The organism is Pseudoalteromonas phenolica, assembly GCF_001444405.1.
GTDB classification, from domain to species: Bacteria; Pseudomonadota; Gammaproteobacteria; order Enterobacterales; family Alteromonadaceae; genus Pseudoalteromonas; species Pseudoalteromonas phenolica.
In genome coordinates this window covers 3,454,332-3,468,706 of the sequence record NZ_CP013187.1, presented here as the reverse complement: position 1 = coordinate 3,468,706, position 14,375 = coordinate 3,454,332, and the positions used below count along the sequence as shown (strand labels likewise).

The 14,375-nt window shown below is 40.6% G+C and carries 15 protein-coding genes; 12 read left to right on the top strand and 3 right to left on the bottom strand.

Annotated elements, in window-relative coordinates; translation table 11 throughout:
* Nucleotides 1–5 precede the first annotated feature (5 nt).
* The 11 genes from PP2015_RS15585 to PP2015_RS15535 all read left to right on the top strand — a co-directional run bounded on the left by PP2015_RS15585 (nucleotide 6) and on the right by PP2015_RS15535 (nucleotide 11,202).
* Nucleotides 6–1,007 carry a COX15/CtaA family protein gene (locus PP2015_RS15585; protein ID WP_058031184.1) on the top strand — a complete coding sequence of 334 codons (1,002 nt, stop codon included), beginning with the start codon at nucleotides 6–8 and terminating at the stop codon, nucleotides 1,005–1,007.
* The gene (gene cyoE, locus PP2015_RS15580; RefSeq protein WP_058031183.1) at nucleotides 1,004–1,903 is read left to right on the top strand and encodes a heme o synthase; all 900 of its coding nucleotides are present in this window, start codon (nucleotides 1,004–1,006) and stop codon (nucleotides 1,901–1,903) included. Before PP2015_RS15585 ends, cyoE begins: the two co-directional genes overlap by 4 nt.
* Nucleotides 1,903–2,493 (top strand): SCO family protein, encoded by a 591-nt coding sequence (locus PP2015_RS15575; protein WP_171041666.1) that lies wholly within the window; start codon nucleotides 1,903–1,905, stop codon nucleotides 2,491–2,493. Before cyoE ends, PP2015_RS15575 begins: the two co-directional genes overlap by 1 nt.
* Nucleotides 2,494–2,648: 155 nt before the next feature.
* A complete protein-coding gene (locus PP2015_RS15570; RefSeq protein ID WP_058031181.1) occupies nucleotides 2,649–2,915 on the top strand; it encodes an STAS domain-containing protein in 267 nt (88 codons plus the stop codon).
* Nucleotides 2,916–2,929: 14 nt separating this feature from the next.
* Nucleotides 2,930–3,292 carry a response regulator gene (locus tag PP2015_RS15565; protein ID WP_058031180.1) on the top strand — a complete coding sequence of 121 codons (363 nt, stop codon included), beginning with the start codon at nucleotides 2,930–2,932 and terminating at the stop codon, nucleotides 3,290–3,292.
* A gap of 14 nt (nucleotides 3,293–3,306) precedes the next feature.
* Nucleotides 3,307–5,409, top strand: a complete 2,103-nt coding sequence (locus PP2015_RS15560; RefSeq protein ID WP_058031179.1) for a chemotaxis protein CheA — start codon at nucleotides 3,307–3,309, stop codon at nucleotides 5,407–5,409.
* Nucleotides 5,410–5,895, top strand: a complete 486-nt coding sequence (locus PP2015_RS15555; protein ID WP_058031178.1) for a chemotaxis protein CheW — start codon at nucleotides 5,410–5,412, stop codon at nucleotides 5,893–5,895.
* Between the two features lie 24 nt (nucleotides 5,896–5,919).
* Nucleotides 5,920–8,631 (top strand): methyl-accepting chemotaxis protein, encoded by a 2,712-nt coding sequence (locus PP2015_RS15550; protein ID WP_058031177.1) that lies wholly within the window; start codon nucleotides 5,920–5,922, stop codon nucleotides 8,629–8,631.
* Nucleotides 8,632–8,730: 99 nt separating this feature from the next.
* A complete protein-coding gene (locus PP2015_RS15545; RefSeq protein WP_058031176.1) occupies nucleotides 8,731–9,543 on the top strand; it encodes a CheR family methyltransferase in 813 nt (270 codons plus the stop codon).
* A 1-nt stretch (nucleotide 9,544) separates the two neighbouring features.
* Nucleotides 9,545–10,162, top strand: coding sequence for a chemoreceptor glutamine deamidase CheD (cheD, locus tag PP2015_RS15540; RefSeq protein ID WP_058031175.1), 618 nt, complete (start codon nucleotides 9,545–9,547; stop codon nucleotides 10,160–10,162).
* Between the two features lie 8 nt (nucleotides 10,163–10,170).
* Nucleotides 10,171–11,202 carry a protein-glutamate methylesterase/protein-glutamine glutaminase gene (locus PP2015_RS15535; protein WP_058031174.1) on the top strand — a complete coding sequence of 344 codons (1,032 nt, stop codon included), beginning with the start codon at nucleotides 10,171–10,173 and terminating at the stop codon, nucleotides 11,200–11,202.
* On the opposite strand, the gene PP2015_RS15530 is transcribed toward PP2015_RS15535, so the two are convergent.
* Nucleotides 11,192–12,229, bottom strand: coding sequence for a polysaccharide deacetylase family protein (locus PP2015_RS15530; protein WP_227009224.1), 1,038 nt, complete (start codon nucleotides 12,227–12,229; stop codon nucleotides 11,192–11,194). The two genes, PP2015_RS15535 and PP2015_RS15530, sit on opposite strands and share 11 nt — an antisense overlap.
* Between PP2015_RS15530 and PP2015_RS15525 the strand changes: the two genes are divergently transcribed.
* Nucleotides 12,206–13,537: an MATE family efflux transporter gene (locus tag PP2015_RS15525; protein ID WP_171041667.1), complete on the top strand. Its 1,332-nt coding sequence runs from the start codon at nucleotides 12,206–12,208 to the stop codon at nucleotides 13,535–13,537. The genes PP2015_RS15530 and PP2015_RS15525 overlap by 24 nt on opposite strands.
* Here PP2015_RS15525 and PP2015_RS15520 read toward each other — a convergent pair.
* Nucleotides 13,482–13,757 (bottom strand): hypothetical protein, encoded by a 276-nt coding sequence (locus tag PP2015_RS15520; protein ID WP_058031171.1) that lies wholly within the window; start codon nucleotides 13,755–13,757, stop codon nucleotides 13,482–13,484. The two genes, PP2015_RS15525 and PP2015_RS15520, sit on opposite strands and share 56 nt — an antisense overlap.
* Nucleotides 13,758–13,759: 2 nt before the next feature.
* A complete protein-coding gene (gene nfuA / locus PP2015_RS15515) occupies nucleotides 13,760–14,335 on the bottom strand; it encodes a Fe-S biogenesis protein NfuA (RefSeq protein ID WP_058031170.1) in 576 nt (191 codons plus the stop codon).
* Nucleotides 14,336–14,375: the final 40 nt, after the last annotated feature.

Genomic DNA, 14,375 nt, shown 5'->3' with positions numbered 1-14,375 from the left:
GAATAATGAATAAGAAATATATATACCTCACAGTAATTAGTACGTTTGTTACTTTTTGTGTTGTCGCATTAGGCGCCTATACACGATTAAGTAATGCAGGGCTAGGTTGTCCAGACTGGCCAGGATGTTATGGCTTTTTAACAGTGCCAAACTCTGCTGATGAATTACAAGCGGCAGCCAATGCCTTTCCAGGCAGTACAGTTGAACCTTTTAAAGCTTGGATTGAAATGATCCATCGTTACTTTGCAACTTCTCTAGGTTTGCTTGTAATTGCGCTTTTATATTTTGCGCTCAGAAAGCGAGTTGAGAAAGTACCCAAAGAGTTAACTATTGCCTTGTTTGTGTTAATTCTGCTGCAAGGTAAATTAGGCATGCTGACAGTAACAATGAACCTGCAGCCCTTTATAGTGATGGGACACTTACTCGGTGGGTTTACTATTCTGGCACTGCTTTCAATGCATTGTTTCTATTTATTTACACCTGAAAAGCGTTTTCTAGTTTCTTCTCCAAAGATCCCGGCTAAATTGTCAGAAGTTAGCTTGATTGTCTTGGTGTTACAAATCGCATTAGGCGGCTGGGTCGCTGCTAATTATGCGGCACCACACTGCGTTGGGTTGCCTATTTGTGAGAATATTCATTTATTTTCTGTGGAAAGTTTATTTCATCTACCGATAGGGGAACTGAACTATGAATACGGTGTATTGCCATTTGAAACTCGTCTATCCATACATATGATTCATCGAGTGTGGGCGATCATAACTGTGCTGACACTAGGCTACTGGGCATGGTATGTGTTGACTAACAGTAAGGAAAAACTCTTAAAGAATACGGCAAGTTTACTTATTGTCGGCTTAATCCTACAGTTATTTTTAGGGGCATTGATTGTCCATTTGCAATTTCCTATCTTAATCACGCTTTTTCACAACCTTATGGCTGCATGCTTACTCATTATTAGCTTGTTTATGTGGTTTTTACTGACGTTTAAAAGTATTGAGGAGGCAGTATGAAAAGTCTTACCTTAAAGCCAGAAGCACTGATCCAGTCAGTTAATTTATCTGCATACTTTGGGATTTGTAAGCTAAAAGTGGTTGTGATGCTAGTTATTACCGCTTGGGTTGGTTTAATGCTCGCGCCGGACATGAATAGAACGCTTTTTGAGCAAAGTATGAGCTTGTTAGGTATAGGGTTATTGTCAGCATCGGCTGCGGCGATAAATCATGTTGTAGATCGTGAAATCGATAAAAAGATGGCAAGAACACGTCATAGACCGCTTGCGCAAACGCAGCTAAGTGTGAAACAAGCGTTAGGATTTGCTGCACTTATCGGTTTCGCTGGTAGTTTAGCGCTATTTTATTGGAGCAATACCTTAACCCTATTTATGACTTTAGGCGCTTTAGTTGGCTATGCGGTGGTGTACACTATGTTCTTAAAAAGAGCGACGCCACAAAACATAGTAATAGGAGGATTGGCAGGGGCAATGCCTCCTCTGCTGGGATGGATCAGCGAGACAGGTCAGTTAGACGTGCAAGCTTGGCTGTTGGTTATGATCATATTTATCTGGACGCCTCCGCACTTTTGGGCTTTAGCAATTGCTAGAAGAAATGACTACAAACGGGCTGACATTCCTATGTTGCCTGTGACACATGGCAATGAATTTACGCGCTTCTTCATTGTCATTTATTCTGTACTTTTATTTGTGGTTTGTTTGTTACCTTACTTAGTCACTATGTCAGGCAGTTTTTACTTGCTTTGTGTACTTATACTTAACAGTATTTTTTTATATAAAAGCTTTGTTCTGTATAGAAAACGTTCAGATGAAGCTGCTATGGCACTTTTTCATTTTTCAATTACTTATTTACTGCTACTCTTTATGTCGCTATTTATTGATAGGTGGATCCTTTGATGCGCTACATATTGTTTTTGCTAGCTTTATTATTGTTAGGGTGTGATAGAAATGTGCCAGTTTCAGAGCATGCTATTCACTATAAACAAGCAAAAGAAATCAATGATTTCAGCTTGCAAGACCAATATGGCAATGCAGTCACAAAGCAGGATTTGCAGGAACAATGGACATTGATTTTTTTGGGATACACAAGTTGTCCTGACATTTGTCCTATGACCCTAGCAAAGCTTACCGAGGTACATGCCGAGTTAGCAGAACAACATAATGTTAAAGTTTGGTTTGTTTCGGTCGATCCTAATAGAGATATTAAGCAAAAGCGCAAAGCATACATAGACTATTTCAATTCTGACTTTAAGGCAGTATCAGCAGAGCATGCGGAGTTATTTCCTTTCGTTAGAAATATTGGTTTGATATATGCGATCAATAACAGTAAGGAAGATGAGTATTATGTGGACCACAGTGCCTCTGTTGCACTGATAAATCCGCAGGGAAATTTAAGTGGTATTTTCAAGGCCAAGTTTGCCGCAAATGAAGTGCCATTAATTGATACAGCGCAAGTAATAAAAGATTTTAATGCTATCGTGCATTAGAGTGCTTGGATAAACTGGGATGGCTTTGTGTTTACTTTATAAACCGAGCTAACATCCTAATTATTTTTAGCTTTTACTTAATAACTTTTATGGCATTTCTGCTAACTGGGTCTAAGCTAAAAATATAAAATTTACACAAGGAGAGCGCATAGCGCATGTTAAAGCTTCCCTCAGAACTCACAATAAGTCATGTTGAAGAGTTTCATCAACAGGTATTGCAAGTACTTCATGCTGAGCATGATGTCAGTATTGATGTGTCGGATGTGACACGTGTAGATACAGCATCCATTCAAGTTTTATGTGCTTTGCAAAAACATCTCCTTGATATTAACAATGGAATTCGTTGGCATGGTGAAAGTCAGTCGCTTAGTAAAGCGGTTGATGAGCTTGGTTTAACAGAATTACTCGCCCTACCGGCGTGAAATAAGAGGTCATTATGAAAAAGATTTTGGCAGTGGATGATTCAGCATCTATGCGACAAATGGTTGGCTTTACTTTAAAGAAAGCAGGTTTTGAAGTGGTTGAAGCAAAGGATGGCAGTGAGGCTTTAGGTATTGCTAAGCAACAAAGCTTTGATGCTGTGATCTCCGATGTCAACATGCCTGTTATGGATGGTATTACGCTCATAAAAGAATTAAGAACACTACCTAGCTATAAGTTCACGCCGTTACTTATGCTTACAACAGAGTCAGGTTTAGATAAAAAAACAGAGGGCAAAGCTGCTGGGGCAACAGGTTGGATCGTCAAACCTTTTAATCCAGATCAGTTACTAGCTGTTCTAAAAAAAGTAATTCGTTAAGCTAGGATGTCACTATGAGTATTGATTTAAGTCAGTTTTTCGAAGTCTTTTTTGAAGAGAGTCTCGAAGGGTTAGATGCCATGGAAGCAGAGCTCTTAAATTTGGAGCCCGGCAATGAGGACATGGAAACCATCAATACTATTTTTCGTGCTGCACATTCGATAAAGGGGGGGAGTGGTACTTTCGGCTTCACCTCGGTATCTGATTTCACGCATGTTTTAGAAACTTTATTGGATCAAATTAGGGATGGTCAACGTGCTTTAACTTCTGAGCATGTTAACTTGTTACTAAAATCTGTTGATTGTCTGAGAGGAATGTTGGCCGCTTTGCAAGCAGAACAAGAACCTGACTTAGCAGAAGCGGATGAAATTAGAAAGCGCTTTGAAGTTATTTTGGGACTATCCGAAGATACTGATTCAGACAACCCTGAGATTTCTGAAGCGCTTAGTGAAAATACATACCAGATAGACTTTAAGCCACACCCGCATTTATTTAAAACAGGTAATGAACCTCTTTATATGATTTCAGAGCTTGCCGAGTTAGGTGAGTTAGAAACTCAAGTTTTCTATGATGCAATACCTGACATTGACTCTCTCATTGCCGAAGAGTGCTTCTTAGCATGGCGTTTCTTCTTAACGACATCAAAGTCAGAGTCTGCAATTTCTGAAATATTTGAATGGGTTGAAGATGATGCTGATATAGATATTGTTTTATGCGGTGGGTTATTTGAAACTGAGGCGGCAGAAGATGAGGGCATGATGAACCCCGCACCTTCAGCTACAGTAAGTAACATCGAAAGCCCGGCAGCTGAAACAAATACTTCTACTTCTACCCCTACCACACCAAATCCAACGGTTGCAAAAAAAGCTGAACCCAAGAAGTCTTCTGAATCATCAGCAACATCTATCCGAGTTGGCATAGATAAGGTTGATTCCTTAATCAATATGGTGGGTGAGCTTGTGATTACACAGGCAATGTTAAGCCAGATTGGCGAGCAAGACATAACCGAGTCAACGATCACAGCTTTACAAGAGGGGTTAGCGCAACTTGCGCATAATACTAGAGATCTACAAGAAAATGTCATGCGGATCCGCATGCTGCCGATTAGCTTCGTGTTTAGTCGATTCCCACGATTAGTAAGAGACACATCACAAAAGCTTAATAAGCAAGTTGAACTGAAATTATTAGGTGAACAAACCGAGCTTGATAAAACTGTAATGGAGAAGATTTCTGATCCTATGGTTCACCTTGTAAGAAACTCTTTAGATCATGGGTTAGAAACCCCTGAGCAGCGTGTAGCGGCGGGTAAAGGCCCTGTTGGTACTGTTACTCTGAATGCTTTCCATCAAGGCGGCAACATTGTTATAGAGATAATGGATGATGGGCAGGGCTTGAATACAGAAAAGATCAGAAGTAAAGCTATTGCAAATGGCCTAATTCAAGAAACTGATGAACTTTCGCCAGATGAAATTAATGAACTCATTTTTATGCCAGGCTTCTCCACTGCTGATGAAGTGAGTGATATTTCAGGCCGAGGTGTAGGCATGGATGTTGTTAGGAGAAATATTCAAGCCTTGAATGGTTCTGTTGAAGTATCGTCTGCCCCAGGCGTTGGTTCAACTTTCACTATCCGTTTACCTCTCACCTTGGCTATTTTAGATGGGCAGTTAGTTAAAGTAGCTCAGCATACCTACATTATACCTCTCATTTCGATTGTTGAGTCATTACAGATAGACATCAGCAAAGTCAGTCGAGTAGGTAAAGATCTCGATGTACTCAGACTGCGTGATGAGTATATTCCCATTCTCCGTCTGTACGATATTTTTAATCACGATGGCGCCATCGAAGAACTAGATAAAACACTGCTTGTTGTTGTTGAGAGTGACAACCACAAAGTTGGCTTGCTGGTTGATGATTTACTTGCTCAACAGCAAGTAGTAATAAAAAGCCTTGAGGCGAATTACCAGAAAGTGGATGGTATCTCAGGCGCGACCATCTTGGGTGATGGCAGAGTGTCTTTGATTATTGATATCAGTGGCCTAATTAAATTGAGTGGCTTAAAAAGGCCGGGTTCTCAAGATCTGATAGTCGAACAAAAAGCAGTAGGAGCAGCATAAATGTCTGAGCAGGCAGAGCATAATCAACAATTGATTCTAGAAGGCCAACATGATGAGAATCAATACCTGACATTTATGATGGCAGATGAAGAGTACGGCATGAATATTTTGGCCGTGCAGGAGATCCGAGGTTGGGAAGATGTCACTGCGATCCCAAACTCACCAAGTTTTGTAAAAGGTGCTATTAATTTACGTGGCACTATAGTTCCAATTATTGATCTAAGATTAAGGTTTGGAATTGAAGATAATGAGTATGGTCCACTTACTGTCGTTATTGTTGTTGCAGTAGAAATAAATGACCAGAATAAAGTGATGGGGATCGTGGTTGATGCAGTTTCAGATGTATACAGCATTTCGGAGGAGCAGGCGAAAGATGTGCCTGATTTTCAAGATTCAGACAATGCAGAGTTTGTTCACGGATTGGTTAATGTTGGGGAGAAAATGGTCGTTCTTCTTAATTTGGAAAGCGTTTTAAACTTAGAGTAAAAAATAAGCACGGGTAGAGTCAACATGAGTGGTAGAAACGTTCAAAGTGAAATAACCAATAAGCTTCTAATAGCTGCAGTGGTCATTGTGGCGTCAATTGCAATAGCACTGCGAATTTTAGGTGTACCATTGAGTGGAGAAAATGCGATAGGGATGGCTTTACCTTTTGTCATCACCCTCGCAGTCATCTTTTATTTAAAGCAAAGTTTTAGTGCTTATGCAGAGCAGTTAGATACAGTGGATAATGCGCTGAGCTTCTTAAAATTTAAAGATGAAGAGGCTACACAAAGATTAGATTTAGATACCTATCCACAATTACGTGATTTGTTGGCTTCAGGCGATACTGATGCAAAACAGGCTGAGGATGCTCAGCACATTGAAAGCATGATTAGCGCACTTCAGGTATGCCAGGCAAATATTATGATTGCTGATGCAGACTTGAATATAAGTTACTTAAATGACTCTGTAACACTAATGCTTAAAGCCAATGAACACAAGTTACAAAGAGATCTACCCAACTTCAATGTAGCCTCTTTAATTGGTCAAAATATAGATGTTTTTCACAAAGACCCAAGCCATCAACGAGGTTTACTTGCGGGCTTAAGAACTGTTTATAAAACACAGATCACTGTTGCTGGTCTAACATTTGATTTGATAGCTACTCCTGTTTTTGATTCTGAACAACAGCGCATCGCAACACTCGTTGAATGGAAAGACCTTACGGAGCAAATTGCCTTCGAAAAAGAAAAGCAAATATCTGCTGCACATAATGCTAGAATTACCAGTGCTTTGGATGTTTGCCAAGCAAATGTTATGTTGGCTGATACAGACCTCAATATTGTCTTTGCAAACCACTCAGTACTTGAAATGTTAAGCAATAACCAAGAGCAGTTACGAACCGCTTTACCTAACTTTGATGCACATAATTTAATTGGTGAAAACATTGATGTTTTCCATGCTAACCCAGCGCACCAAAGAAACATGTTGAATGCATTAACGGAAACCTATAAAACAGATATTAATGTTGCAGGTTTTACTTTTGGGTTAATCGCAACTCCTGTTTACGACGAGCAAGGTAATAAGGTTGGTACAGTGGTTGAATGGGATGATAAAACCCAACGACTAGCCGCTGAAGAAGCTGCGACTAAGCTTGCTAATGATAACTCTCGTGTTAAAAGTGCGCTCGATAACGTCACCACAAATGCCATGATTGCTGATGCTGAATTCAATATCGTATATATGAATGATGCTGTTGTAAGCATGATGCGAAATGCAGAAAATGATTTAAAGAAAGACTTGCCTAATTTCGATTCATCCAAATTAATGGGTGCTAATATCGATGTTTTCCATAAAAACCCTGCACATCAGAGGGCAATGCTTGAAAAGCTAAGTTCTACTTACAAAACAGAAATTAATGTTGGGGGAAGAACCTTTGGCCTGGTGGCGAATCCAGTTTTCAACGATGATAATGAAAGAATAGGTACTATCGTTGAGTGGAATGATAGAACAAATGAAGTTGTGATTGAGAAAGAGGTTGCAGATTTGGTCAGTGCAGCGTCTGAAGGTAATTTGACTCAAAGAATAGATGAAACAGATAAAAAAGGTTTTTACCTTAGATTATCTCAAGGATTAAATCAGCTGGTTAGTATCGTCGATGATGCCGTGACAGACACAGCACAAATGCTTGATGCATTAGCAAATGGTGATCTCACGCAAAGAATCACGCAGGAATACCATGGTTCGTTTGATAAGTTAAAGCGTGATGCGAATGTTACGGCGGATAAATTAACAGAAGTGATTAACCGCATAAGTTCTTCAGCCACTCTTGTGGCAAGTGGTGCGGAAGAAATCTCGCAAGGTAATGCTGACTTAAGTCAACGAACAGAAGAGCAAGCTTCGTCGCTTGAAGAAACGGCTTCTAGTATGGAGCAAATGACCAGTACAGTTCGCCAGAATGCAGATAACGCCAAAGTGGCAAATGAACTTGCCGAAGAAACAAGTTCAAAAGCAATGCAAGGTGGTGAAGTTGTTAACCGTGCTGTTTTAAGTATGTCGGGGATTAACGAGTCTAGTAAAAAGATCGCGGATATTATTGGTGTGATCGACGAGATTGCTTTCCAGACAAATCTATTAGCACTTAATGCTGCCGTTGAGGCTGCTAGAGCGGGAGAGCAAGGTCGAGGCTTTGCTGTCGTTGCGGGTGAAGTAAGAAACCTAGCCCAGCGCTCTGCTGGTGCTGCAAAAGAAATTAAAGACTTGATCCGAGACAGTGTAAGCAAAGTTGAAGATGGTACATTACTTGTGAATGAATCAGGTGAAACACTGAAAGATATTGTTGCTTCAGTGAAGCGAGTAACAGATATGATTTCAGATATTGCTGAAGCATCGGTCGAGCAAAGCTCTGGCATTGAGCAGGTTAATAAAGCCGTTACTCAAATGGATGAAATGACGCAACAGAATGCAGCACTAGTTGAAGAAGCTTCAGCTGCAGGTGAGTCAATGGCGGAACAAGCCAATGACATGCGCCGTTTACTTAACTTCTTTACGATCGATGACTCAGCTTCTGTAGCGAATATACTCACTGAAGCCAAGCCGAATAAGGCTCCGGCTAGAATCGCTTCAACTCCTGTGGTTGCGCAAGACACTAACCCTGCGACTCCGCCACCTGTAAAGTCACCGGTAAACCCTGTAGCTAACCAGTTTGCGGATAGCTCTGATGAATGGGAAGAGTTTTAATTAGGCGTCTTGAAGGTGCTCTATGAGCACTTTCAAACACTGAGGGTAGCTTTCTAGAAAAATAACTCGGTTAAGTGTGACCTGTTTATAGGATTAATAATGAGAGAATTTGCACTTTCTGAACAGGATTTTCAGACCATTGCACAAAAAGTGTATAGATCATGTGGAATTGTCTTAGGTCCACATAAGAGGGAAATGGTTTATTCTAGGTTGGCTAGGCGGATTAGAGCAAACCAGTTGGATTCATTCTCTGCATATTTAAACTTTTTAGAAGAGAATGAAGAGCATGAGTTCAGCCAGTTTATCAATGCGATTACCACAAATCTCACCTCATTCTTTAGAGAAAACCATCATTTTGAGTTCTTATCAAATACACTCATCCCGAGGCTAATTGAGAGAAACAAGGCGTCTAAAAGAATTCGAATCTGGTCTGCTGGCTGCTCTACAGGTGAAGAGCCATATAGTATTGCTATGACAATAGCGAATCGCTTCCCTTCTGACTGGGATGTGAAAATTCTTGCTACAGACTTAGACTCAAACGTTCTAGCAAAAGCTCAAAGTGGTGTTTACGATGCTGGCAATGTAACCGGGCTTGATGATGATATTTTGAAAAAATGGTTTTTAAAAAGCCCAGATAATCATGCTTATAAGGTTAAGCAGAATCTGCAGTCGTTGATATTCTTCAAAAGATTAAACTTACTTGAAAAGTGGCCAATGAAAGGGCCTTTTGATGTGATCTTTTGCCGTAATGTGCTGATTTATTTTGATAAGGAAACAAAAGATAAGTTGTTTAAAGGGTATCACCAAATGCTAGGCGCAGATGGGCATTTATTTATTGGTCATTCGGAAACTATGGGTAAAGAGCACCATGAGTTTAAGAATTTAGGCCGTACCATGTATCAAAAGGTATAGTATGGATAATCGATTTAAGCCGGTTATCAGAGGGTTTGAACATGTCAAACGGTTTTGGGATTCGGGCCGAGGATGTGTGATCGCCAAAGTGCTACCTGGCGAGTTTTATGTGTCTAAAAATGATGAGCTTATCTCGACTGTTTTAGGCTCATGTATCGCTGCTTGTGTGTACGATGATAAGTTGGGTGTCGGTGGTATGAATCACTTTATGCTACCAGCTGCAAAAGGAATTAAAGAAATTCATGCTGATGACTTAACTTGCCGTTATGGTAACTGGGCAATGGAATACCTAATCAATGAGGTGCTCAAAAATGGCGCATCAAAAGCCAACTTAAAAGTTAAACTGTTTGGCGGTGGTAAAATCATTCGTTCCATGACAGATATTGGTGTCGGCAACATTCGTTTCGCAAATGCTTATATACAAGAGGAAAGGCTCGAGCTCGTTTCTCATGATGTTGGTGGTCCGTGGCCACGCAAAGTTGTTTTTCATCCACAAACTGGTCGTGCGCAGGTTAAGAAGTTAAGAGAAATGCATAACGATACGATCGAAAGACGGGAAGTACGTTATTTGCATGATATTGAATCACAAGATGCGCAAACAGATATTGAGCTGTTTTAGGAGTTGGCATGATAAAAGTTTTAATTGTTGATGACTCACCTTTAATTCGAGGGATACTGACAGAGGTGATCCAGCAGGCGAAGGATCTAACAGTGGTAGGTAGCGCTGAAGATCCTTACCAAGCAAGAGAAATGATAAAGTCTCTTAACCCTGATGTGATCACGCTAGATATTGAAATGCCAAAAATGGATGGTATTAGCTTTTTAAGAAATCTCATGCGCCTTCGTCCAATGCCTGTGGTGATGATTTCCACTTTAACGCAACAAGGGTCTCCTATTACGTTAGAGGCACTCGAAATAGGTGCGGTTGACTTTATTGCTAAACCAAAAGTTAATGTGGCAGAACAGTTACAGCATTATGCCGAATCAGTACAAGAAAAGGTTCGCACAGCTGCTACTGCCCGTTTAAGACCTTACCGTACATCTGAGGCCGCGGCTCAAAAAGCGCAGTTGCCATCAGGGCAAGCATTTGAACGAAACTCTATAATCGCAATTGGTGCTTCGACAGGTGGCACTGAGGCGATTAAAGAGGTGTTAGTTCAGATGCCAAAAGATGCGCCGCCTATTGTTATCACTCAGCATATCCCTCCGGTTTTTAGCTCCTCTTTTGCAATGAGAATGGATAAAACCTGTGCGATGCATGTAAAGGAGGCTGAAGATGGGGACATTCTGGAGTTTGGCCGAGTTTATATTGCGCCTGGTGATAAACATTTAAAAGTGGTTAGCAAAGGATTAAATAAAGTCTGTGTTTTAGACGATGGCGAACTTGTTAACAGGCATAAACCAGCAGTGGATGTGTTATTTGATTCATTAAAACCTTTTGCAAAAAGTGTAACGGCGGTCCTATTAACGGGGATGGGCAGTGATGGTGCAAGAGGCATGCTTGGGTTATTAGAGGCTGGTGCTAAAACTGCGGCGCAAGATGAGCAAACTTCAGTTGTGTGGGGGATGCCTAAAGCGGCTGTGGAGATGAACGCTGCACAAAAAGTACTGCCACTGCAAAGTGTGGCAGCACATTTAATTAAATCTACTAGTCGTTAGTTTGCAGTACCCAAGGTTGTGAAAACCAATAAAATTGACCTGAATGCTTAATAGAAGGGGCTGTACAATTATAACGTGTACGGCCTTTTTTGATCTTCTCTGGAGATTTCACCACAACTCTTTTATCGTTTTTCCAGACAATATCAGCCCGCCCAATACCTGACACAAAACATGCAAATTGAGATTGATAAAAGTCTTTATTGGCAAACTCTATCTCAATAGTGGGTGTTGGGTTGGTTGTCACTGAGTCAGTATAACTAAGTTCCGAGATAGCAAATGGCAGTGAATACAATTTGGTTTTTAAGGTATCTAACTTACTGTAAAAGCCCGATGCAGGGTATCGAGGAACACGTGTATAGTCGGTAAATTTTGACACCGCACCAGAGTGCTGTCCGATACCAATAAAGCCGAGTTCTTTAACAAGATTTTGTAGCGGTCTATTGAACTCACCATAGGGGTAGGCGAGCAACTTTACATTATGACCGACTTCTTCTTTGATGCGCTTTTCTGAGAATAGGATATCTTCACGAATGCGTTTCAACCATTGCGCTTGGGATTCACCGTCTTGTTTTAAATGCAGATAATCATGTTTCGCGCTGTGATTCGCAATTAATGCACCGCGTTTTGCCAAGGCTCTAAGCTCGTCCCAAGTCATCACATATGATTTGTTTTCATCGATAAGCTGAGGGTTTACAAAAATAGTATATGGGTAGCCAAATGCTTCAAGAATAGGCGCTGCTTGCTCGATGTTATTGTCGTAACCATCATCAAAAGTGATTGCGACGGTTTTTTCAGGCAGTGTCTTACCTTGCTGTGTATGCTTGAGCAACTTATCCAAGTGAATAACATTAAAGTTATTGTCTTTAAGATAGGTTAAGTGAATTTTAAAGGTTTCTTCACTCACTGATGTTACCGCTGGTAACTTCTCGCTGACGTGGTGATACTGTAAAATCACCGCTGATAGTGATGGGTTTGAAAACAATAACAAAGCGAAAACAAAACAATGAAAGAGATATTTAAAAATCATAAAACGTACCATATAAGTCTGCTATTGCTAGCGGGTCCGATGATTTTATCAAATATATCTGTGCCATTGTTAGGGTTAGTTGATACGGCTGTGATCGGCCATCTTTCTGAAGCTCATTTTCTGGCTGGCATTGCATTAGGATCTGGCAGTATTTCTTTGCTATTTTGGCTTGCGAGCTTTCTAAGAATGAGCGCCACGGGTGTGCTTGCGCAGTCTTATGGAGCAAAAAATTGGTCTAGATTACAACAGCAGTTATTAGCCAGTTTATTGATTGCTTGGACTTTTTCAATTTTATTAATCCTTCTATCTCCTTGCTTATTAGATGGCATAAAAGCCTTATCAAATGCTTCCCCTGATGTTTTTGCCCAGGCGAAAAGCTATTTTGAAATTCGAATATTTAGTGCACCTGCTGCGATGACGAACTTGGTGCTTTTGGGTCTTATGCTGGGTATGCAATACGGAAAAGGACCATTCTACTTACTGCTATTTACAAATATCACTAACATTATTTTAGATGTGCTGTTTGTGATTGGTTTTGGTTGGCAAGTGGCAGGCGCTGCTTGGGCATCTGTGATTGCAGATTACACGGCACTGCTAGTCGCGATTGTATTAATTAAAAAGCAACTGGCACAGCACCAAGTTCATTGGCGTTGGTTACTACCAAACAAAGCGCAGTTTTTGGCATTGCTATCACTGAATCGAGATATTTTTATTCGCTCACTGTTATTGCAGCTCTGCTTTAGCTTTATGACTTTCTATGGTGCACGATTGGGCGAAACAACACTGGCAGTCAATGCCGTTTTATTAAATTTTTTAATGTTGGTGAGTTTTGCGTTAGATGGTATTGCTTATGCTGCAGAAGCAAAAGTAGGACAAGCCAAGGGGGAAGGCTCAGAAGCAAAGGTGAAAATTTGGGTCAACTTAAGTTTGTTTTGGGGGGCGTTGTTTGCGTTGCTTTACAGCTTAGTCTTTGCGGTGTTTGGTTTGAGCATCGTTAAGCTTTTAACAAACATTCCAGAGGTCATCAGTGCCTCAAAAGTTTATCTATTCTGGCTCATTCTTTTACCGCTATTGGCAATGTGGTGCTTTATATTCGATGGCATTTTTGTCGGCTTAACCCGAGCTCAAGATATGCGAAATAGCATGTTCTTTTCTGCTATTTTTGGGTTTATGGTGCCTATTTGGCTTACATTGGAGTATGAAAACCATGGTCTTTGGTTTGCCATGAGCTGCTTTATGTTATTGAGAGGCGTTACTTTGGCTTATCGTTATCGTCAAATTCAACGGCAGGGTTTATTGTTGCAATAACTTGTGAGAAGCGGTTAGCAAAGATACCTAAATAGCCCCAACCCGCAAAGAATAGTGCTGGTGCGAGAAATATTAGACCAATTATTTGCACCCAGGGTTGGTGATAATAACCCCAAGCAATAAAAGCAACCGCAATAGCAAACAGCCCCAAACCGATAAAAAAGCGTTTGAGGCTGAGTTTAGGTTGTTGCCCTAGACGGTAAATTATGGGCTTCAACATAATTAATAGTAAGAGTGCTCACCAGCTTGGTGCTCTGTGATATCACGTACCCCAGTGATTTCTTCGAACTTAGCAACCATCTCTTTTTCGATGCCTTCTTTTAACGTTACATCGATCATTGAACAACCATTACAGCCACCACCAAATTGCACCACAGCGATACCTTCAGCTGTAATTTCAACTAGGCTTACTTGGCCGCCATGATTGGCAAGTTGTGGGTTTACCTCAGTCGTTAGCATATGCTCAACACGCTCAGCTAAAGAAGCATCATCTTTAAGACGTTTAGCTTTAGCGTTAGGCGCTTTAAGTGTTAACTGAGTGCCCATTTTGTCAGTTACGAAATCGATTTCAGCTTCATCTAAATATGGTGCGCTTTCTTCATCAACAACCGCGTCGAAACCATTAAATGGTAGGCGAATATCAGTTTCTTCAACAGCATCAGGTGGACAGTAAGACACACCACATTCAGCTTGAGAAGTACCAGGGTTTACAACGAAAACACGAATGTTTGTGCCTTCAGTTTGATCAGCCAATAGCTTGGCAAAGTGACTTTGTGCAGTTTCAGAAATTGTGATCATAATCGAACTATACTTGACTAAATTACTCGGTTAATGGCTA